Consider the following 21,140-nt stretch of genomic DNA (forward strand, 5'->3'; position numbering starts at 1 on the left):
TCAGCGAGCCTCCGTAGCGCGCGGCGTCGCCGTATCCGACTGGGCGCTCTCCTCAACGGCGGCGACTTTATCGCCCGTACGTACCTTGTCGGTGCCTTCGGTAATTAACCGATCGCCCGCGTTCAGCCCCTGAGTGATCAGCCAGCGGCTGCCCATCGCTTCGCCGGTTTCCACCTCGCGTCGTTCCACCACTTGCTGGTTGTTGACCACCAGCGCATAGGCATTGCCTTTGGTGTCGCGCAGGATGCCTTGCTGCGGCGCCAGAATGGCGTCAGGCACGCTGGCGGTTTCCACCGTGGCGCGCACAAACATGCCCGGCAACAGCATATGGTCGGCGTTAGGGAACTCGGCGCGCAGCGTCACTGAACCGGTGGCTTCATCCACCGCCACTTCCGCCAGTTTCAGCACGCCCGGCTGGCGGTAAGGCTGGCCGTTTTCCAGCGTCAGCGTTACCGCCGCCTGCTGCTGTTTCTGGTGCGCCAGCAGCGCCAGCCGCTGACTGCTGGACTGGGTAAGGTCGACGTAGATCGGGTCCAGTTGGCGAATGGTGGCCAGCGCGGTGCTCTGACTGGCGGTAACCAACGCGCCCGGCGTGACCGACGAAATACCGATGCGCCCGGAAATCGGCGCGGTAATGCGGGTATACGCCAGGTTGATCTGCGCGGTTTTCAGGGCGGCGGTCTTTTCCGCGACGCTGGCGACATCCTGCTCATAGGTGGCCTGCGCGTCGTCCGCGTCCTGCTGCGACACCCCCTCTTCTTTCAACAGCCGGGCGTAACGTTCGGCTTTCAGTTTGGCCGAACGCACGGTGGACTGGGCGTTTTTCAGCGCGGCGGCTGCCTGATCCGCCGCCGCCTGATAACTGGCCGGGTCTATCTGATACAGCATCTGCCCGGCTTTCACTTCGCTGCCTTCGGTAAATAACCGTTGCTGGATAATGCCATCCACCTGCGGGCGAACCTCGGATACCATCGCCGCCGTCACGCGGCCGGTCAGTTCACTGTGCAGCGTGACGGGTGCGCCATGCAGCGTCTGCACGGTTACCGCCACCGGTTGTGACGACGCCGGTGAAACAGCGCTGCGATCGCATCCCGTCAACAGCGCGGCGCACGTAGCCACTGTTACAATAAAGTTGTTACTTCGCATCAAGTCCTGTCCTAGAATTGAGAATGAACGTTCATTCTCAATATAAAAAATTTGACGTCAGACTTCTTATAAAATTTGCAAGGATAGCGTTAGCAACGTTATCCAGGCATTGGAGCAATGCTATGCCATCACCCCATCATGAAGACAAAGCGCAGGCCCGGCGTGATCAGATCATCGCCGCCGCTCGCCGCTGCTTTCGCCAGTCCGGCTTTCACGGCGCCAGCATGGCGGAGATCGCCGCGCAGGCCCAGCTTAGCGTCGGGCAGATTTACCGCTATTTCGTCAACAAAGACGACATCATTGAGGAGATCGTGCGGCGTATCGTCGATATCCGGCTACAGCGCATGACGCCGGAAAATGAAGAACCCCGGCGTTTTGCGCCGCTGCTGGCCCGCCGCCAGTTGCCGATCGCCGGAGACAGCGACGACGATGATAACCTGCTGATGCTGGAAGTGGCATCCGAAGCCACCCGTAACCCGCGGGTGGCGAGCATCATGCAGGAAGCCGATCGGCACATGTTTACCCGCGCCAGTACGCTGATGAAATACCGCTTTCCGCATTTTTCGGATGAGGAAATCGCCGCGCGTACCGAACTGATGGCGGTATTGTGCGAAGGCACGACATTCCGCAGCGTGATTCCGCAGCGCGCCCCGGTCGCGGTGCTGGAGCCGCTGTACCAATCCCTGTTTGACTCACTGTTCCCTGATAAGACGCCATGACTGAAAAATCATCCCGTTCACGACTCGAATACGCCCTGATTCTGGGTACGCTGGCCGCGCTCGGCCCGCTATGTACCGACCTCTACCTCCCCGCGCTGCCGCAGATGACCGGCGCGCTCGCCACCTCGACGGCCGCCACCCAACTTAGCCTGACCGCCGGCCTGCTCGGGCTGGGCGCCGGTCAGTTGATCTTCGGCCCGCTGAGCGACAAGCTGGGCCGACGCCTGCCGTTGTTGCTGTCGCTGGCGATGCTGCTGTTGACTTCGGTCTGGTGCGCGCTGGCGCAGGATATCGGCCAGCTGATCGTCGCCCGGTTGTTGCAGGGCATCGCCGGCGCGGGCGGCGCGGTGTTGTCCCGGGCCGTCGCGCGGGATCTGTATGTGGGCCATGCCCTGACCCGTTTTTTCTCGTTGCTGATGCTGATCAACGGCCTGGCGCCGATCCTCTCGCCGGTACTGGGCGGTTTACTGCTGGGCGTGACCGACTGGCGCGGCATTTTTGTGCTGCTGGCGGTGATTGCTTTTCTGTTGCTGGCGATGTGTCTGCTGCGGCTAAACGAGACGCTGCCCGCCGAGCGGCGCATCGCCGGCGGGGTCGGTTCGATGCTGTCGTCGTTGGGAAGCCTGCTGCGGGAGCGAACATTCATGGGATTGTGTCTGGCGCAGGGGCTGTGCGGCGCCGGCATGTTCGCCTACATCGGCGCCTCGCCGTTCGTGCTGCAGGAAGTATACGGGCTAAGCCCGCAGGCGTTCAGCCTGTGTTTTGCGGTCAACGGCATCGGGCTGATCGCCGCCGGACAGCTGGCCTCCCACTTTAGCCTGCGCTTTGGCGAGCAGCGCGTGCTGCACGCCGGGCTGGCTGTCGCGGTCATCTCGGCGCTGGTGCTGACGGTGGCCGGATTGCTGCACGCGCCGCTTATCGGCATTCTGATCCCGCTGTTTTTCGCCATCGCCATGATCGGGATTGTCGGCCCCTGCGCGTCATCGCTGGCGATGCAGAGCCAGGGCAGCAAGGCCGGCAGCGCTTCGGCGCTGATTGGTCTGAGCATGTTCGCGCTCGGCGCACTGAGCGTGCCGTTTACCGGGCTGACCGGCAGCACCAGCGCGCTGTCGATGGCGCTGGTGATCCTGGGATGCTACCTGCTGGCGGTCATCGCCTATCTGCTGTTATCCCTGAAATCCACCGCTCAGGGAGACCAACCGGAAAAGGGATGAACCGGCACGCGGCGATGAGAAGTCGGTCATCGCGCTGAATACCGAGATTCCCCGGCGCGCACAGCCCGTGCCAGCAAGATTCACGGCACGGGCTTATCCCGCTTACAAACGGCCTTCAGTGAGATCATCGCCGCCAGACAAGGCAGGGTCCGGGATTGATTCACCCAGCGTTTGTTTAAACCAACTCACGACTTTGCTGATGATCACCGGCTGGAACCAGTAAATATCGCCATGCCCGGCCCCTTCCAGCAGCACATATTCCGCCCGGTTGCCGCCTGCAACCAATGCCTCGTAGAGCTGCTTGCTTTGCAGCGGCGAAACGATATTGTCGGTGCTGCCGTGCATGATCAGAAACGGCGGTTTTCTTCCGCTGAGCTGACCCATCGGGCTGGCGTTAAGCGCTTTGACCGGATCGCTGGTAATGCTGGCGCCGGGGAAATCCATAAACGCAGTGCCATTCACCAGCAGGGCTTCCGGCACCGCGGGCGATTCGTGGACTTTGCGCATATTTTCCGGAAAGCCCTCGCCAATATTCAGCAAACTGGAAATCCCATACAGGGTGGCTACCGCCTGCACATCGGACGATTTGTCCAGAAACTGTCCTTTGTCAAAGTTTCGCTGCCCGTTCGTCGCTCCCGCCATTTGCGCGACATAGCCACCGGCGGAATCGCCCAGTACGCCGATTCTGGTCGGGTCAATGCCGTATTCCGCCGCGTGTTCACGCAGGTAACGAACCGCTGATTTGGCATCCTCGATCAACGCCGGGTATTGGTCGGCAATAACGCGGTATTCCGCCGCCGCGACAACAAATCCGGATTCCGCCAGCGCCATGCGCATTTCAATCAATTTCTCATAGAAAGCCGAACGGAATCCGCCACCGGGAAAATAGACAATCGCCGGTTTCAGGGCGGTTGTACGGGGGACGAGCAAGGACATTTCCAACTGACGGACTTGTTGCAGGCTTTTAATCTGGGAATAAACGATGCCATTAATAGCATCAATTTGTTGACGTACTTTTTTAACACGAATAACCTGTGCGCCCTGAGTGTATCCCGGCAGGCGATTAACGTTAGTAGCAGTATTCATAATAAATACAGTCCTTAAAATGATTAAAAAAACATTTTATAATCGCCTGTCAGACGATTATTTCTGATGAAATAAACCCTGAATAATTCGAGCTGCAGAAAGGCGGCAACCGAGTGAATCCCTGGGAGCTTACTCAAGTAAGTGACCAGGGTGAGCGACAAATTGGCGTAAGCCGATTTGAACGCTGCTGGCAGCGGCCCCGAAGGGGCGAGGCCCATGAAATGGGCCGAGTAACGCAGCCAACGCCCCTGCAACTTGAAGTATGACGGGTATAACTGGATAATTACCTTGAGACAGCGCCACTATAATTGTTATTCAGGGTATAAAAAAATCGTGTTTGTCTGTTGGCTGGGGAAAAAACGAGCCGGTCAATCTGGTGAAGAAAAAACCATTTAAGAATAATTTCCGGGCAATAAAAGAGATAAAAAAATAGCTTCACGCCAATTATTCGATTAGTTTTTTTATAAAAAATTACTGCCGTAAAAAATAATGCAGCATCGACTGGAATAAAAGAAGAAGAGAGAAATACCAAATCAACAACAACGGCGTTGGCTCCCGTGAGTCAACGCCGTTCCAGCGGGCGACCTATTCCGCTTACTGACTACTGTCCGGGAACAGGAACGGGTTGATGCTGCTGCGGGAAAAACCTTCGTCTTCCATTTTCACATCCAGCACCAGCGAGGCCAGATCGTCCGCCACCGCTTCCACCCGGTGATCCTTTTCCTGATACAACAGCTTCAGGTAGGTGCCGCAGTCGTCGCAGCTTTCCGCCTTGATGGCGGAATTCTCATCATCCAGCGACCAGTAGTTCAGTTTGCCCGCCTGCTCGCAGTTACTGCATTTGACGCGCACCATATGCCATTCGGTTTCGCACAGGTTACAGTGCAGGTAGCGCAGGCCGCTGGTGGTGCCAATCTGTATCACGCCGGAGACCGGCATGCTGCCGCACACCGGACAAAACTGGCGATGCTCGCCCTGCTCGGCGTGCGCCCGCCCCGGCAACTGGGTCGCCATTTGCGCCCAGTACAGCGACAACGCCGCCCAGACGAACGGCGCCTTATCGTTGTTTTCCGGCGTGAATTGCTGCGCGATCAGCGCGTCCGCCAGTGCGTCCCACTGCTGCGCCGGCATCTTTTCCAGGTTTTCCAGCGTGGTCAATACCTGGCCGCTGGCGGTGGCTTTCAGTTCTTCAATCAACGCCTGCAGCAGAGTATGCCAGTGCGGATCGCGCGCAAACGTGGCGGCGTCCAGCGGCGGGCGGCGGGCGCTGTTTTGCTCGTGACTGTTGTGCACGCTATCGTGCAACAGGCCGGCGAGGTCCTTATCCAGCGGATGGTCATGCCGCACTTTTTCCTGCGCGTCCACCACTTCGGCGGCAAACAGCAGGTAATCCGCCAGCGGGTGATCCTGCGCCAGCTGGCGCAGGCGCTCGGCACGACCGCTGTACAGGCTTTTTAGGTTAGCGAACAGCAAGGGAGGAATCGTGCCGATGGTTGAGGTTTTCTCACTGTCGGCCAGTTGCTCCTGCGGCACAATACGAATACTCATCAGGTTATGTTTCCTGTTTATCCACGTGGCAGGGGCCGTGCGAATACCACGCCGGCCCCCGTTCTGATGCCCTCATGTTAGCAGGTTATTCCTCACAATAAGGAGTGATTTTCCGAGCCGTGCCTGGGAATGGAAAACATCAGCCAAACTGGATAGACACGACCGGCTATCGACAGCAAAATTGGGTGGCTGTCTTTCGCCGACAGAACTCAGGCTGTGCCGTTACGATTAGCGTCGCTGGCGCGCCGGCAGGCACGCGGCGGCGATCCGTCGCACAGGTTCAAACACCGGGTGAAAGGACGTCAGTCACGGATGCGCACGACCAAGGGACACCGCCTGATTAGGTATAACGATAACTCCGTCTAATGCTGGAAACGACATACATGACCGCAGTTTATTCTCAGACACCCACGCCGGGCGCTATCGCGTCGGTTTACCGCAAAATCACCTGGCGGCTGATCCCGTTCCTGTGCCTGTGTTATCTCGCCGCTTACCTTGACCGCATCAATATCGGTCTGGCGAAACTGCAGATGGCGAGTCAGCTGGCGCTCAGCGATGTCGCCTTCGGCCTCGGCGCCGGGCTGTTCTTCGTCGGCTATATTCTGTTCGAGGTGCCGAGCAACCTGATTCTGCAACGTGTCGGCGCCCGAATCTGGATCGCGCGCATCATGATCAGTTGGGGATTGCTGTCCGCCGCGACGATGTTTGTCACCACGCCGGTTCAATTCTACGTGCTGCGTTTTCTGCTTGGCGCGGCGGAAGCCGGTTTTCTGCCCGGCGTGCTGTATTACCTGACGCGCTGGTTCCCCTCCTGGCGGCGCAGTCGCATCATTTCGCTGTTCATGATCGGCCTGCCGCTTTCCAGTGTGGTGGGCGGCCCGTTGTCAGGCTGGATTATGTCGCATTTTGATTCGGCCCACGGGCTGCACGGCTGGCAGTGGATGTTTCTGCTGGAGGGGCTGCCGAGCGTACTGCTTGGCGTGCTGACCCTTTGGCTGCTGCCGGACGGCGTCGATCAGGCGCGCTGGCTGAGCGAGACGGACAAAGCGCAGGTGCGCGCCGACCTGGCGATCGACGCCCGCGAAGCGCCGTATATGAAACACCGCTTTCGCGACGGTTTCCTCAACCTGAAAGTCTGGATGCTGGGCGGCATCGATTTCTCGATTCTGTTGTGCGCCTATGCCATGGGGTTCTGGTTGCCGACCTTCATTAAAAAAGCCGGCGTGGCCGATCTCGGGCAGATTGGCCTGCTGACGGCGATCCCCAGCATTGCGGCGCTGGCCGGTATGGTATTGCTCGGCGCCAGCTCCGACCGGCTGCGCGAACGGCGCTGGCACATCATCGTGCCGTTCTGGCTGGGCGCGGCGGCGATGGTGGCGAGCACCTTCTTCACCCAGAATATCGTGATGACGGTGCTGCTGTTCTCGGTGGCGCAGGCCACCATCATTGGCACCGTGCCGGTGTTCTTCAGCCTGCCCGCCACCTTCCTCACCGGCACCGCCGCCGCTACCGGCTTTGCGCTGGCCTGCTCGCTGGCGAATATCGCCGGTCTGGTCAGCAATTCAATCATGGGTTTCGCTATGGAGCTAACCGGCAGCGGCAGCGGCGCGCTGTGGTTCTTCGCCTTCTGTCTGCTGCTCAGCTCGCTGCTGGTGGTGGCGCTGCCGGCAAAACTGGTAAATCGCTAAGTTGGGCTGTAGGCAAACAGCCGTGTTGCTTTGTGAACGGTTAAGTTTGTCTGATCAGGGAATAGTTTCGTGCGAGATAAACGGTGTCGTTTCTTTGTTATCTCATCGCACGCACGACAAGGAGAGGCTCAGCGCCGCCTCTCCTTGACCTCTGGCTGACGGCTAAACTGTGCCGCTGACGCGGTCCCTTCGGCGTTCGCCTTCGCTGTTCGGACCGCCTGTGACGTGCTCCCAGCACGGCACAGGCTTTCGCGGCGTCCATGCCGCTCATCCGGCGAAGTCGCCCACCTCAGCACAGTTTTTGACGCTGAAAAACCTCACCATCAACCACAGACTTCACCAGTTTGCGAATTAGGATCAGTGCTGCTTATCCTGCGCTTTGGATTGCAGCTCGCGATACCAGCGCGGATGGTGTTTCTTCGCCCAGGAACTGGAAACCCAGCCCTCCACCATCGCGGTGATGGTGCCTTTCACCCACAAGGCGGCGTACACATGCACCATGATGGTCAGGATCAAACCTACCGCGGACACCGAATGTACCACCAGCGCCGCCCGGATCACCGGGATGGAGAACGACGGCGCGAAGTACGGCCGCCAGATCACGATCCCGCTCGCCAGCAACAGCAGCAGACAGCTAATCGCCAGCCAGAACACGCATTTCTGACCGAAGTTATAGCGACCGGTATCGCCGACTTCTTCGTTACGGGCGATCTTGTGGATGTTTTTCGCCCACTCCAGGTCGCTGCGCTCAATCAGGTTGTGTTTCCAGTAACGTAAAAACATCAGCAGGAAAGCAACAAACATCACCACCCCGACAAATGGGTGCAGGATGCGCGCCAGCTGCGGCGTACCCAGCACATTCATCAGCCAGTTGAGCGACGGGAAGAAAAACCCCAGCCCGCTCAGTGCGGCGAACACAAAGCAGAACGCCACAATCCAGTGATTAATGCGCTCGGGTGCGCTGTAACGCTGAATCCGATTACTCTTTTTCATGCTGCTTGCCCTCGTGGTGCGCGTCGTCATCGTCTTCCACCCGGTTCGGCCCGATACCCACGTAGTGGAATACGCTGGCGGCGAAGGTGGCGGCAAAACCGATAGCGGCCAGCGGTTTCCAAATGCCTTTCCAGAAGGTCACCGCCGGGCTGATGCTCGGGTTGGCCGGCAGGCCGTTGTACAACTGCGGCCTGTCGGCGTGATGCAGCACGTACATCACGTGCGTACCGCCGACGCCGGCCGGGTCGTACAGACCGGCATTGCTGTAACCGCGGCTGTTCAGGTCTGTTACCCGTTCGGCCGCCAGCACTTTCATCTCTTCCTTGGTACCGAAATGAATCGCCCCGGTCGGGCAGGTCTTCACGCAGGACGGTTCCTGCCCAACCTCCACGCGGTCGACGCACAGGGTGCATTTGTACACCTTGTTGTCGTCCTTGTTCATGCGCGGCACGTCGAACGGACAACCGGCGATACAGTAGCCGCAGCCGATGCAGTGCTCCGACTGGAAGTCGACGATGCCGTTGGCGTACTGGATGATCGCTCCTTCCGACGGGCAGGCCTTGAGGCAGCCCGGATCGGCGCAGTGCATACAGCCGTCCTTGCGGATCAGCCATTCCAGTTTGCCGTTTTCCTCGAATTCGGCGAAACGCATCACCGTCCAGGATTTGGCGCTGAGATCGGTAGGGTTGTCGTACACCCCGACGTTGTGCCCGACATCATCGCGGATGTCGTTCCACTCGGAACAGGCCACCTGACAGGCTTTACAGCCGATACAGGTGGTCACGTCGATCAGTTTGGCGACCTGTTCTTTGTGATTGCGGGCCTGCGGCGGCGGCGTCAGTGAGTTGGTCGCAGAGCGACGGATGATATCTTGTGATTGCATTGCCATAGTGTTTCTCCGCGACTACGCCTTTTCCACATTGACCAGAAACGCCTTGTACTCCGGCGTCTGACTGTTGGCGTCACCGACATGCGGCGTCAGGATATTCGCCATAAAGCCTTTCTGGGTGGTGCCCTCAAAGCCCCAGTGACAGGGCACGCCGATGGTTTCCACCGGTTTGCCCTGAATCGTCAGGGTGCGGATACGCTTGGTAACGACGGCTTTCGCTTTGATGTATCCCCGCTTGCTGCTGACCTTCACCACATCGCCGGCCTGAATCCCCTTCTGCTTCGCCAACCCTTCGCCGATTTCGACAAACTGCTCCGGCTGCACGATGGCGTTAAGGCGCGCATGCTTGGTCCAGTGGCGGAACAACTCGGTGATCGAATACGTGGTGGCGACGAACGGGAACTCATCTGCCGTTCCCATACGCGAGCGGTCCGCCTCCAGAATACGCGCCACCGGATTAATCAGCGCCTTGCTGTACACCGGGTTGGTTTTCAACGGCGATTCGGTCGGTTCGTAATGCGCCGGGAACGGGCCTTCCGCCATTTTGTCGATGGCGAACAAACGGCCCAGCCCTTCGGCCTGCATAATGAACGGCCCGGCGGCGCTGCCCGGCGGCACGGTGGCGGCGAAGTCCGGCACGTCGATACCGCTCCACTTCTGACCATTCCAGCTCAACAGCACGCGTTTCGGATCCCACGGGCGGCCTTGTTCGTCCGCCGAGGCGCGGTTGTAGAGAATGCGGCGGTTCTGCGGCCAGCACCAGGCCCAGCCCGGCGTACAGCCCAGACCAGACGGATCGGCGTTGTCGCGTCGCGCCATCTGGTTGCCCGCCTCGGTCCAGGAACCGGCGTAAATCCAGCAAAAACTGGCGGTGGAGCCGTCATCGCGCAGCAGGGAGAAATCAGGCAGCAGTTGCCCTTTCTTCAGCAACAGGTTGCCTTTGTCATCGAACAGATCCGCCAGCGCGCGACCGTTGGCCTCTTTGGTGATCTCCTCGGCGGACGGATCGTCCGGCTCCAGATAATCCCAGCTCATGTTCAGCACCGGCGCCGGGTTGGCGCCGCCTTCTTTGGCGTACAGCTCGCGCAGACGCAGGAACAAACCGGCGATAATCACGCCGTCGTGGCGCGCTTCACCCGGCGGCTCGGCGCCCTGATAGTGCCACTGCAACCAGCGGCCGGAGTTGACGATGGAGCCGTTTTCCTCGGCGAAACAGCTGGACGGCAGGCGGAACACCTCGGTCTGGATTTTGCTCGAATCGACATCGTTCAGTTCGCCGTGGTTTTGCCAGAAGTTGGAGGTTTCTGTCGCCAGCGGGTCGATGACCACCATATATTTCAGTTTCGCCAGCGCGTCGCGCGCCTTGTTGGAGTCGGCAAACGCGGCTATCGGGTTAAAGCCCTGCACGATGTAGCCGTTGACCTTGCCGTCCAGCATCATGCGGGAGTAAGCCAGCGCATCGTAGCTCTTGTCCCATTTCGGCAGCCAGTCGTAGCCCCAGTCGTTTTCTTTCTGCGCCTTATCGCCCCAGAAGCTCTTCATCATGCTGATAAAAAACTTGGGCGTGTTCTTCCAGTAGTTGACCTGATCCGCCAGCAGCGCTTTCGGGGTGATCTGGTCCAGATAATCTTTCAGCGAGGTCTGTTTTTCCGACGGCAGCGGCATGTACCCCGGCAGGTTCAGCGACAGCAGCCCCAGGTCGGTATAACCCTGAATGTTGGAGTGGCCGCGCAGCGCATTCACGCCGCCGCCCGCCATGCCGACATTGCCCAGCAACAGCTGGATCATCGCCGCGGTGCGGATCATCTGGGCGCCGGAGGTGTGCTGCGTCCAGCCCAGCGCGTACATGATGGTGGCGGTACGATCCGGCACGCTGGTGGAAGCCAGCAGGTCGCAGATGGTGAGAAAGTCCTGCTTTGGCGTGCCGCAGACACTGGTCACCAGATCCGGCGTATAGCGGCTGACGTGCGTCTTAAGCAGGTTCCACACACAGCGTGGATGGCTTAGCGTCATATCGCGTTTAGCAAAACCGTTCTCATCCAGTTCGTACTGCCAGGAGGTGCGGTCGTACTTGCGTTCTTTCTCGCTGTAGCCGCTGAAAATCCCCTCGTCGAAACTGAAGTCGTCGCGCACGATCAGGCTGGCGTTGGTGTATGCCTGCACATACGGCATCTGCACCTTGTCGTGGCTCAACAGGTAGTTCACCACGCCGAGCAGAAAGGTGATATCGGAGCCGGCGCGAATCGGCGAATAGAGATCCGCTACCGCGGCGGAGCGGTTAAAACGCGGGTCGACCACGATCAGCTTGGCGCCGTTTTTCACCTTGGCTTCCACCGCCCACTTAAAGCCGACCGGGTGCGCTTCCGCCGGGTTGCCGCCCATCACCAGAATGATGTTGGCGTTCTTGATGTCCACCCAGTTGTTGGTCATGGCACCGCGACCGAAGGTCGGCGCCAGCGCCGCCACGGTCGGGGCGTGGCACAGGCGCGCCTGGGTATCGATGCCGACCATCCCCAGCGCGCGGGCAAATTTCTGATCCAGAATGCCGGTTTCATTACTGGCCGCCGACGAGCACAGCATCCCGGTGGTCAGCCAGCGGTTAACCGTCACCCCGGCGCTGTTTTTCTCGATGAAGTTGGCGTCGCGGTCTTTTTTCATCAACCGGGCGATGCGATCAAACGCCTCTTCCCAGCTGATGCGCTGCCACTTGTCGGAGCCGGGCGCGCGGTATTCCGGGTATTTCAGGCGCTGGTCGCTATGGATGAAGTCCACCAGTCCGGCACCTTTCGGGCACAACGAGCCGCGACTGACCGGATGATCCGGATCCCCTTCGATGTGGTAAATGGACGCTTTGGCGTTTTTGGCGCCGTCGCCGAGACTGTACATCAGAATCCCGCACCCGACTGAACAGTAGGTGCAATTATTCCGGGTTTCTCTGGCGCGTAATAATTTATATTGCCGCGTTTCGGCTAACGCGGCACTGGGAGAAAAGCCGAGCGCGGTGACCGTGGTTCCGGCCATACCGCCTGCGCATATTTTAAAGAACTGCCTTCTGCTGACCTGCATGGAGATTCCTCGCACGACATCACTCAGAGCGATACCCTTCATACTTCAAGTTGCAGGTGCGTTGGCTTTATTACTCGGCCCATCCCTGGGCCTCGCCCCTTCGGGGCCGCTGTCAGCAGCGTTCAACTCTGCGCCCGGCAGAGTTGTCACTCACCCCAGTCACTTGACTTCAGTAAGCGCCTGGGGATTCGCTGCGTCGCCGCCTTCCTGCAACTCGAATTATTTTGGGTATACATCGTATTTATGTATTAATGCTTTATTGATATGAATGGATGATGGCAGGAATAACGCATAAACCCCCACCAAACATATGTATTATGAACTGATGAATAAAAAGCGCCAATTAATTATCTCAACAACAACAAATCCATCACAATTCACCACAGACAGGCTGTTTTTTAACGTTATCACTAGCTTAAATAGAATAATTCTCATTACCAAATCGAGCTAACATGCTGTGTCGTTGTATATTTTTTTACATAGCGACTACAAAAAACGGCCGCAGCGATGTTATTCCAACTGGAAATAATTAAGAGTTTCTTTATAAAAAACCCGCTATCTATACCCTATTTTTAGGCCTTCGCTAATAACAAGAAAATAACGACGATAATCTTCCGGCTGAAAATAAATAAACCAGTCAGATTGAAAAGAAATAAATCAGAAAATTAAATAATAATATTTCCGCCAGCGCTTACGCCGAAAACCGGCAGCCATCGTTACCGGAGTAAAAATAAAAATGAACGTCCTGATAGGAATAAACGACCTGTATCTATGCGGCAGTAAACGGGGGAGTAATGAGTCGACGCCGTCGGGCATCCAAACAGCGCGTCGGCGTCAGGAAGAGGACAGCCTTTTTCTCAGCAAAGCGGCCAGCGCGATGATGGCGTTTTCCGTTTTTTCCTGCCATTCGAAAGACGTATTGATGCGGAAATAGCGGTCAAATTTATCGCCGGTGGTGAACATTCTGCCCGGCGCAATGCTGACGCCCTGCGCCAGCGCCTGCTGATACAGTTCAATGCTATTGAACGCTTCCGGCAGTCCCAGCCATAGAAAATAGCCGCCTTCGGCGTAATAAATGTCCACTCCGGCGGGGAAATGCGCCTTCATCGCCTGATACAACCGGTGTTTACGCTGCTCCAGCGTACGCCGTAAACGCCGCAAATGGCTGTCGTAGCTGCTGGTGGCCAGATAATCCGCCACCGCCAGTTGCATCGGCGCGCTGGCGGAGAGCGTACTCATCAGTTGCAGCCGCTGAATACCTTGCGCCCACCGCCCCGCCGCTACCCAGCCAACCCGGAATCCCGCGACCAGATTCTTCGAAAAGGACGAACAGTGCAGCACCTGCCCGTCACTATCAAGCGCCTTGACCGGCAGCGGGCGATGGATGCCGGCGTACAGTTCGCTGTAGACATCATCTTCAATCAGCGGCACCTGATGCTCGCGCAACAGCGCGGCCAACTGCTGCTTTTTCTCCCACGCCAGCGTGCAACCGAGCGGATTGTGAAAATTGGTCATCAGCCAACAGGCGCGAATCGGATAATCGTGCAGCGCCTGGCGCAACGCCGCCAGATCGACGCCGGTGTGCGGATGGGTGGCGATAGCGATGGCTTTCAGTTGTAAACGTTCAATCGCCTGCAACGCGCCGTAAAACGACGGCGACTCCACCACCACATAATCACCGGGCCGGGTCAGCATCTGCAGGCTCAGATTAAGCGACTCCATCGCGCCGCTGGTGATCACGATCTCGTCCGGCGACACGGCGATGCCCTGCAGCGCGTAGCGCTGGGCGATCTGCTTGCGTAGCCGCTCGTTGCCGGGCGGCAGGTTGTCCACCGCGTTTTCAGGTTGCATACGGCGCGCCACCGTCGCCAGCGAGCGGGTCAACTGGCGCTGGGGAAACAGCCGCGGATCGGGAAAAGCGGAACCGAACGGCACCACGCCGGGCGAGCGGCTGGCGTGCAGCACATCGAAGATAAAACGGTTGACGTCAACGTGTTCCGTCAGGTGAACCGCGTCGCCGCTGGCGGGCGGCGCGACCGGCCGTTCGATACGCGGCGCGGCGTAGTAGCCGGACTGCGGGCGTGAAATGATCCAGCCCTGACTTTCCAGCAACTGGTAGGCATGCAGCACCGTCATCAGGCTCAGACCGGAATGCACCGCCTTTTCGCGCAGCGACGGCAATTTTTCTCCCGGTTGCCAGATGCCGGCCTGTAACTGCGCCTGCATCTGGTCGGCCAGTTGTTCGAATTTCGCCAGCGGAGAACTCCTTAGCGGGACAACGCCAGCCGGACAAAATCCAGCAGCAACCGCCGCGCCCACACCGGCTCGGCGCTGTCGGCCATTTCCGGCAACGCGCAATGACGCAGACAGGCATTCATCACCGCCGCATCCATCTCCGGGTGGAACTGAAATGACAAGGTATGCGGCGTATAGCGGATAATCTGGCAACCATCCTGTTCCGATGCCGCCAGCACCTGTGCGCCGGGCGGCGGCGCCACTACCGACTGAAGATGGCTGAGGTAGGCGCTGAACTGCGTCGGTATCGCCGTCAGCAGCGCGTCGTCAGCGGCGTCGTGATGCAGCGTCACGGTCTTCAAGCCCATTTCCCGGCCATTCGGGTTATCCGCTACCGTGCCGCCCAGCGCATGCGCCAACAGCTGATGGCCGTAGCACACCCCCAACACCGGCAGCCCGGCATCCACACTCTGGCGCAACCAGTCGGCGGTGCGTTCGCTCCAGTCCAGCCGGTCGGTCACCATCGACCAGGAGCCGCTGATGATGGCGGCGTCATGCTCGCCGGGATTCGGCAAAGCATCGCCGGCGTCCGGCCGCACCACATGCAGGCGCACGCCTTCATCGGCCAGCGCGCTGCCGAACCAGTCGGCCTGCTGGCCGACGGCGTGAGCGATCGGTTCGGGCGGTTCGCCCATCTGCACAATAAGCAGTGAAGGCGGTCGGGATGAAGCGGGGAAATTCGCGGTTAACGTCGTCATGGCACGTCGCTTGCCTCGGGGACTTTAAACAAGATGAGTTTTGAACGTACCACGCGGGGCGCGCCCTGTCACCGCCTCATGCCGTTGATCTTTATTCATATCGGCAACAGACGGCGACCCTATCGATCAGCCGGGGATTGACCGGGCGGATGAGCGGTATGCCAGAGAAAAGACGTCGTAAAAATAGAGGTAACCCTTGGTCTGCAACAGCCTGGCGACGCCGTCTTTAACCGGCCCGGCCACCTGCGGGCTCTGCAGCAGCAACTCCAGCGTCTGGGGCGACACATGGCGGCGGTTGTACCACTCGCCGTTGTAACATACCCGCAGATCCAGCGCGTCGATATCTTCGAAACGGTAGCGCGGGTTGATATCCATCGACATCGCCAGCGACATCAGCAACAGAAACAGCGTAAACCCAGCCACATAAGGGGCACCGAAATAAGGCGCGTACCACAGAATCAGCGCCACCGGCACATAGCTCACCAGCATACCGCCGAACAGATAGGGGTGGCTCACCATGAATTTACGGCTAAAGCGGATGCGATTGTCGCGCCGTTCTTCACGGTTCAGACGCTCGATTTCTTCGCTCAGAATACGTTTGACTTCGTCCACGCTAATCCTCCCGGCACAGCGTTATTCGTGCGAGAAGATAGCATAGACGCGTAAATCAGAACAGATACAGTCTGGCGTGAAAAAACCATAACAGTTAGTGCTGCGCTGACAGGCGGCTGGCGGCAATCAGCGCCTGACCCAACGCCAGTCCGCCATCGCCGGCCGGCAAACGCGACGGCATCAGCAGGGTAAAATCCGCCAGCCTCTCACGTAACAGATTGACCAGCAAACGGTTATGCATCACCCCGCCGGAACACGCCACCGTATCCAGGCCCTGTTCCCGCGCCGCCTGACGCACCAGCGCCGCCAGCCCGTCGGCCAGCGCCAGATGAAAGGCAAAGGCGCGGTCGGCCGGCGCAGCGTGATACGCCAGCCACTGCCGCCAGAACGTCGCCAGATCCAGTTGCTTGCCGGAAAGCGGCATGGTCACCGGCGGCGTTTCATCATGATGCTGCCGGGCCAGCGCTTCCAGCCAACAGGCCGCTTCGCCTTCCCAGCTTTGCTCGCTGGTAAACCCACAGGCGGCGGCCACTGCGTCGAACAACCGCCCGGCGGACGACGCCAGCGGCGCGTTGAGACCCCGCTCGATAGCGCGCGTCAACAGCGGCGTCGCGTTGGCGGGGATCGCGCCGGCTTGCGGTAAGGTTTCCCAGTTCGGCACAAACGCCAGAAACTGCGCCAGCAGATTGCGCCACGGCTGACGCGCCGCCAGATCGCCGCCCGGCAGCGCCACCGCAGGCAAACCGCCCAGATGCCGGCACTGCGCGTAATCCACCCGCAGGCATTCGCCGCCCCACCAGCGGTTATCGCCGCCGTAGCCGATGCCATCCAGCGCCAGCCCGATCACCGGCCCGGCATCGCGCGGCCACTGGTGCTCGGCCATGCAGGCGACGATATGCGCGTGATGGTGCAGCACCTCAATGCAGGGTATCCCCAACTGCGCCGCCTGTTGCTGCCCCAGACGGCGGCTGGCGTAACCGGGGTGCGCATCCACCGCGATGGCTTGCGGTGTAAACCGGTAGATATCGGCGAACAGCGCCTGCGCCTGCCGGTACTGCTGCTCCACCTCGTCATCCGCCAGATCGCCCAGATGCTGGCTGACGATCGCGGACCTATCGCGCAGCAGGCAGAAGGTATTTTTGAGATCTGCGCCCATCGCCAGCAACGCCGGCTGCGCGCTGAACCCCGGCGGCAGCGGCAAGGCATTCGGCACATAGCCGCGCGCACGCCGCAGCATTTCCGCCCGATCGTCCTGCATCCGCACCACCGAGTCGTCGGCCCGCTGCACGATATCACGATCGTGCAGCAACCACAGGTCGGCGATGCCCGCCAGATCGGCCAGCGCCGACGTATTATCCAGCGCCGGCGGCTTACCACCGGCATTGCCGGAGGTCATCACCAGCGGCCGCGCCACCGCCGCCAGCAGCAGATGCTGCAACGGATTGGCGGGCAGCATCAATCCCACTTCATCCAGACCGGGCGCAATGCCTGCCGCCAGCGCGCCATCCTGCCGCAGCGGCAGCAGCACAATCGGCGCCGCAGGGCTTTGCATCATGCGCAGCGCCGACGCGGGCTCCGCAACCGAGCTGCACTGCGCCAGCCAGCTGGCGTCCGGCAACATCACCGCCAGCGGCTTGGCCGGGCGATGCTTGCGCGATCGCAACCGCGCTACCGCCTGCGCATCAGTGGCGTCGCAGGCCAGATGAAACCCGCCCAGCCCTTTTATCGCCACGATTCGCCCGGCGCACAAGGCTGCCGCCGTCTGCATGATGGCGTCATCGCCGTGGGCCACGATGCGGCGAGCGTCGCTCAGCCATACCTGCGGGCCGCAGGCATGGCAGGCGTTGGGCTGAGCATGAAAGCGCCGCTCCGCCGGGTGCTGGTACTCCTGCCGACACGTCGGACAAAACGGGAACGCCGCCATCGCGGTATTGGGGCGGTCGTAGGGCATCCGGCGAATGATGGTAAAACGCGGGCCGCAGTGGGTGCAGTTGATAAACGGATAACGGTAGCGGCGGTCATGCGGGTCAAACAACTCCTGACGACACGCCCCGCAGGTGGCGGCATCCGGCACGATGTGGGTATCCATCTGCCCGGCGCCGCTGTGCTCAATCACGAAATCGCCCGGCGGCGTCTCCCAGCAATAGGGCTGGCATACTACCTGGTCGATCTGCGCCAGCGGCGGGCATTCGGCGTACAATGCCGCCACGAAAGCGGCCTCAGCGCTCGCCGGCCACAGCCGGATCAGCACGCCCGCGCCGTCGTTGAGCACGCTGCCTTTGGCGCCAAGACGATGGGCGATTTGCCAGACATAGGGGCGAAACCCCACCCCCTGCACCTTACCTTTAACGCGGATTTCAACGCCTGATGTCGTAGTTACATGAATAGCTGACATAGGTAAGAACCTATATTGGGGATCTGTAGGGTGGATTTTCTGTAGCAAAGATGCCGATGTTCGTTTTTTTGGCGTCAAAAACTGTGCTGAGGTGAACGGCTTCGCCGGGTGAGCCGCATGGACGCGGCGAAAGCCTGTGCCGCGCCGGGAGCGCGTCACAGGCGGCCCGAACAGCGAAGTCGAACGCCGAAGGAACCGCGCTAGCGGCACAGTTTAGCCACCAGCCAGAGGTCAAGGAGAGGCGGCGCTGAGCCTCTCCTTGTCGTGCGAGTGATGAAATAACAGAGAAACAATGTGGCTTATCCCGCACGAAACCTCCCACTATATTGCCGATGCGATGAAAACAGTACGGCTGTTTACCAACAGCTGCGTGTCAGCAAATCCTCGGCATCGGTTCGCTGTGGGGTAAATCCAGCAGCCGAGAGGCGCCGAACACGCCGCACAGGCGCACCTGTTTTTTATCGGTGACGCTGCCGATGACCGCGGCATCGCGCCCCAGCGGATGCGACCGCAAGGCGTCGAGCACCCGGCTTTCCGCCTCCGGCGACACCACCAGCACCAGCTTGCCTTCGTTGGCGAAATTCAGCGCCTCCAGCCCCAGCAGTTCGCAGATGCCGCGCACCGCCGGTTTGACCGGCAAGGCGCTCTCCTGCACTTCCATACCGCAGCCGCTGGCCTGAGCGAACTCATGCAGGATCGCCGTCACCCCGCCGCGGGTGGCGTCACGCAGGGCGCGAACGCCGTCAATCTGACGCAACGGCGCAATCAGCGGCGTCAGCACTGCGCAATCGCTGGTCAGCTCCGCTTCCAGCCCCAGCTTCTCACGCAGATTCAGAATCGTGGCGCCGTGATCCCCCAGCGTACCGCTGACAATGAGACGATCGCCGGGACGGATTTCACCAGTACCCCAGCGCAGGTGGTGAGGAATCACGCCGATACCGGCGGTATTGATGAAAATTTTGTCCGCCGCGCCGCGCGGCACCACTTTGGTATCACCGGTAACAATCTGAATCCCGGCGTCGCGGGCGGTCTGCGCCATTGAGGTGACAAGACGCAGCAACGTCTCACCCGCCAGCCCTTCTTCCAGAATAAAGCCGCAGGAGAGATAACGCGGCAGCGCGCCGCTCACCGCCAGATCGTTAACCGTGCCGCACACCGCCAGTTTGCCGATGTCGCCGCCGGGAAATTCGATCGGATCGATGACGTAGCTGTCGGTGGTAAACGCCAGCCGGTCGCCCTGCTCGCTTAATGCGGCCAGCGGCAAACGCGCCTGATCCTCGCGCTCCGCCAGCAACGGATTATCAAACGCCTGCAGAAACAATCCTTCGATCAGTTGCTGCATCGCCTGCCCGCCGCTGCCGTGCGCCAGGGTAATCTCTTTGGGTAATAACGTGTTCTTCATCAGGCGCACTCCCGGCGATACTGATAATAAGCGGCGCAGGCGCCTTCCGAGGACACCATCAGCGCGCCGATAGCGTTTTGCGGCGTGCAGCGTTGGCCGAACAGCGGGCAATCGCCCGGTTTGCAACGCCCGGTGAGCACCTCGCCGCAGCGCGACAACGGCTCGTCCGCCACCCGCTGTTGCTGCGGATTGAAGCGGCGCTCGGCGTCGAATTCAGCGTATTCCGCCCGCAGTTGCATGCCGGAATCGGCGATTTCCCCCAGTCCGCGCCACTCGCTGCTGGCTTTGGTTTCGAACACCTCCGCCATCGCCTGCTGCGCCAGCGTATTGCCGCTGTCCGGCACGATGCGCCGGTACTGGTTTTCCACCTCGCAGCGCGCGTCGTGCAGTTGCTGCACCAGCATCAGCAGCGCCTGCAGAATATCCAGCGGCTCGAAACCGGTGACCACAAACGGCTTGTGGAACTGCTCGCACAGCGGCTGATAGGGATAAGCGCCAATCACCATGCTGACGTGCCCCGGCGCCAGAAAGCCGTCGATACGCAGATCCGGCTGTTCCAGCAGGCTTTTCAGCGTGGGAATAATGGTGATGTGCTGGCAGAACAGCGAAAAATTACCGATACCGCGGCGTTTGGCCTGTTGCAGCGTCAGCGCGGTGCTCGGCATGGTGGTTTCGAACCCCAGCCCGAAAAACACCACCTGCCGGTCAGGAAACTGTTCCGCCAGCGCCAGCGCGTCCAGCGGCGAGTAGACTACCCGCACATCGGCGCCGTGGCGGCGGGCGTCCTGCAACGATCCGTTGCGGCCCGGCACCCGCATGGCGTCGCCGAAGGTGCAGAAAATCACCTCCGGACGGGCGGCGATCTCCAGACAGGCGTCAATCCGCCCCATCGGCAACACGCACACCGGGCAGCCCGGCCCGTGCACAAACTCGATTTCCGGCGGCAATAACCGGTCGATACCGAATTTAAAGATGGCGTGGGTATGCCCGCCGCACACTTCCATCAACTGCAACGGGCGCGTTTTCAGTTGCGGCATCGCGTCGACCAGCGCCTGAATGCGCTGCAACAGCGCTTTCGCCAGCTCAGGATCGCGAAATTCATCAACGTACTGCATAAATGGCTCCGGTTTGCCGTACTTCATCCAGCTCCAGCCCGACCGCCTGCATGGATTGCAGCGCCGCCAACGTCTCCTGCGCTTCCTGCTCGTCCAGCAGGCTCATGGCGAAGCCGACGTGCACCAGCACCCACTGCCCCACCAGCGCCGCCGGGTCGCCCTCGCATACCAGCGCGATATTCACCTCGCGCTGCACGCCGCAGACATCCACCCGCGCCGGGTAATGCAGATCCGGCCCGACCGCGACCACTTTTCCGGGAACGCCCAGGCACAT

At 60.1% G+C, this 21,140-nt stretch carries 16 protein-coding genes; 3 read left to right on the top strand and 13 right to left on the bottom strand.

Annotation, left to right across the window (positions count from 1 at the left end):
• A complete protein-coding gene (locus DXX3274_RS14830) occupies positions 1 to 1,146 on the bottom strand; it encodes an efflux RND transporter periplasmic adaptor subunit (RefSeq protein WP_042860444.1) in 1,146 nt (381 codons plus the stop codon).
• Between the two features lie 122 nt (positions 1,147 to 1,268).
• Here DXX3274_RS14830 and DXX3274_RS14835 point away from each other — a divergent pair, with 122 nt between their 5' ends.
• Entirely contained in the window at positions 1,269 to 1,865 is a 597-nt protein-coding gene (locus DXX3274_RS14835) for a TetR/AcrR family transcriptional regulator (RefSeq protein ID WP_042860445.1), read from the top strand.
• A complete protein-coding gene (locus DXX3274_RS14840) occupies positions 1,862 to 3,079 on the top strand; it encodes a multidrug effflux MFS transporter (protein WP_042860446.1) in 1,218 nt (405 codons plus the stop codon). Before DXX3274_RS14835 ends, DXX3274_RS14840 begins: the two co-directional genes overlap by 4 nt.
• A gap of 102 nt (positions 3,080 to 3,181) precedes the next feature.
• Here DXX3274_RS14840 and DXX3274_RS14845 read toward each other — a convergent pair whose 3' ends face one another.
• Both DXX3274_RS14845 and fdhE read right to left on the bottom strand, forming a co-directional pair.
• A complete protein-coding gene (locus DXX3274_RS14845; RefSeq protein WP_042860447.1) occupies positions 3,182 to 4,165 on the bottom strand; it encodes an alpha/beta hydrolase in 984 nt (327 codons plus the stop codon).
• 594 nt (positions 4,166 to 4,759) lie between these two features.
• Entirely contained in the window at positions 4,760 to 5,713 is a 954-nt protein-coding gene (gene fdhE, locus DXX3274_RS14855; RefSeq protein WP_042860449.1) for a formate dehydrogenase accessory protein FdhE, read from the bottom strand.
• Positions 5,714 to 6,096: 383 nt separating this feature from the next.
• Here fdhE and DXX3274_RS14860 point away from each other — a divergent pair, with 383 nt between their 5' ends.
• Positions 6,097 to 7,401: an MFS transporter gene (locus DXX3274_RS14860; RefSeq protein ID WP_042860450.1), complete on the top strand. Its 1,305-nt coding sequence runs from the start codon at positions 6,097 to 6,099 to the stop codon at positions 7,399 to 7,401.
• Between the two features lie 357 nt (positions 7,402 to 7,758).
• Here DXX3274_RS14860 and fdoI read toward each other — a convergent pair whose 3' ends face one another.
• From fdoI to hybG, 10 genes are all read right to left on the bottom strand, one after another.
• Positions 7,759 to 8,394, bottom strand: a complete 636-nt coding sequence (fdoI, locus tag DXX3274_RS14865) for a formate dehydrogenase cytochrome b556 subunit (RefSeq protein ID WP_042860451.1) — start codon at positions 8,392 to 8,394, stop codon at positions 7,759 to 7,761.
• Positions 8,381 to 9,283, bottom strand: coding sequence for a formate dehydrogenase subunit beta (gene fdxH, locus DXX3274_RS14870; RefSeq protein WP_042860453.1), 903 nt, complete (start codon positions 9,281 to 9,283; stop codon positions 8,381 to 8,383). The genes fdoI and fdxH overlap by 14 nt, the downstream gene beginning before the upstream one ends.
• A 15-nt stretch (positions 9,284 to 9,298) precedes the next feature.
• Positions 9,299 to 12,349, bottom strand: a complete 3,051-nt coding sequence (fdnG, locus tag DXX3274_RS14875; protein ID WP_071603968.1) for a formate dehydrogenase-N subunit alpha — start codon at positions 12,347 to 12,349, stop codon at positions 9,299 to 9,301.
• 834 nt (positions 12,350 to 13,183) lie between these two features.
• Entirely contained in the window at positions 13,184 to 14,605 is a 1,422-nt protein-coding gene (locus DXX3274_RS14880; RefSeq protein WP_042862147.1) for a PLP-dependent aminotransferase family protein, read from the bottom strand.
• Between the two features lie 11 nt (positions 14,606 to 14,616).
• Entirely contained in the window at positions 14,617 to 15,342 is a 726-nt protein-coding gene (locus DXX3274_RS14885; RefSeq protein WP_071603969.1) for a glutamine amidotransferase, read from the bottom strand.
• Positions 15,343 to 15,468: 126 nt separating this feature from the next.
• Positions 15,469 to 15,954 (bottom strand): YlaC family protein, encoded by a 486-nt coding sequence (locus DXX3274_RS14890; protein WP_042860454.1) that lies wholly within the window; start codon positions 15,952 to 15,954, stop codon positions 15,469 to 15,471.
• A 94-nt stretch (positions 15,955 to 16,048) separates the two neighbouring features.
• A complete protein-coding gene (hypF, locus tag DXX3274_RS14895; RefSeq protein WP_042860455.1) occupies positions 16,049 to 18,349 on the bottom strand; it encodes a carbamoyltransferase HypF in 2,301 nt (766 codons plus the stop codon).
• A 373-nt stretch (positions 18,350 to 18,722) separates the two neighbouring features.
• Positions 18,723 to 19,751 (bottom strand): hydrogenase expression/formation protein HypE, encoded by a 1,029-nt coding sequence (gene hypE / locus DXX3274_RS14900; protein ID WP_042860457.1) that lies wholly within the window; start codon positions 19,749 to 19,751, stop codon positions 18,723 to 18,725.
• On the bottom strand, positions 19,751 to 20,866 hold the full coding sequence (hypD, locus tag DXX3274_RS14905; protein ID WP_042860458.1) for a hydrogenase formation protein HypD: 1,116 nt from the start codon (positions 20,864 to 20,866) through the stop codon (positions 19,751 to 19,753). The genes hypE and hypD overlap by 1 nt, the downstream gene beginning before the upstream one ends.
• Positions 20,853 to 21,140 carry a hydrogenase maturation factor HybG gene (gene hybG, locus DXX3274_RS14910; RefSeq protein WP_038667529.1) on the bottom strand — a complete coding sequence of 96 codons (288 nt, stop codon included), beginning with the start codon at positions 21,138 to 21,140 and terminating at the stop codon, positions 20,853 to 20,855. Before hybG ends, hypD begins: the two co-directional genes overlap by 14 nt.

Source organism: Dickeya sp. NCPPB 3274 (assembly GCF_000406205.1).
GTDB lineage: Bacteria > Pseudomonadota > Gammaproteobacteria > Enterobacterales > Enterobacteriaceae > Dickeya > Dickeya fangzhongdai.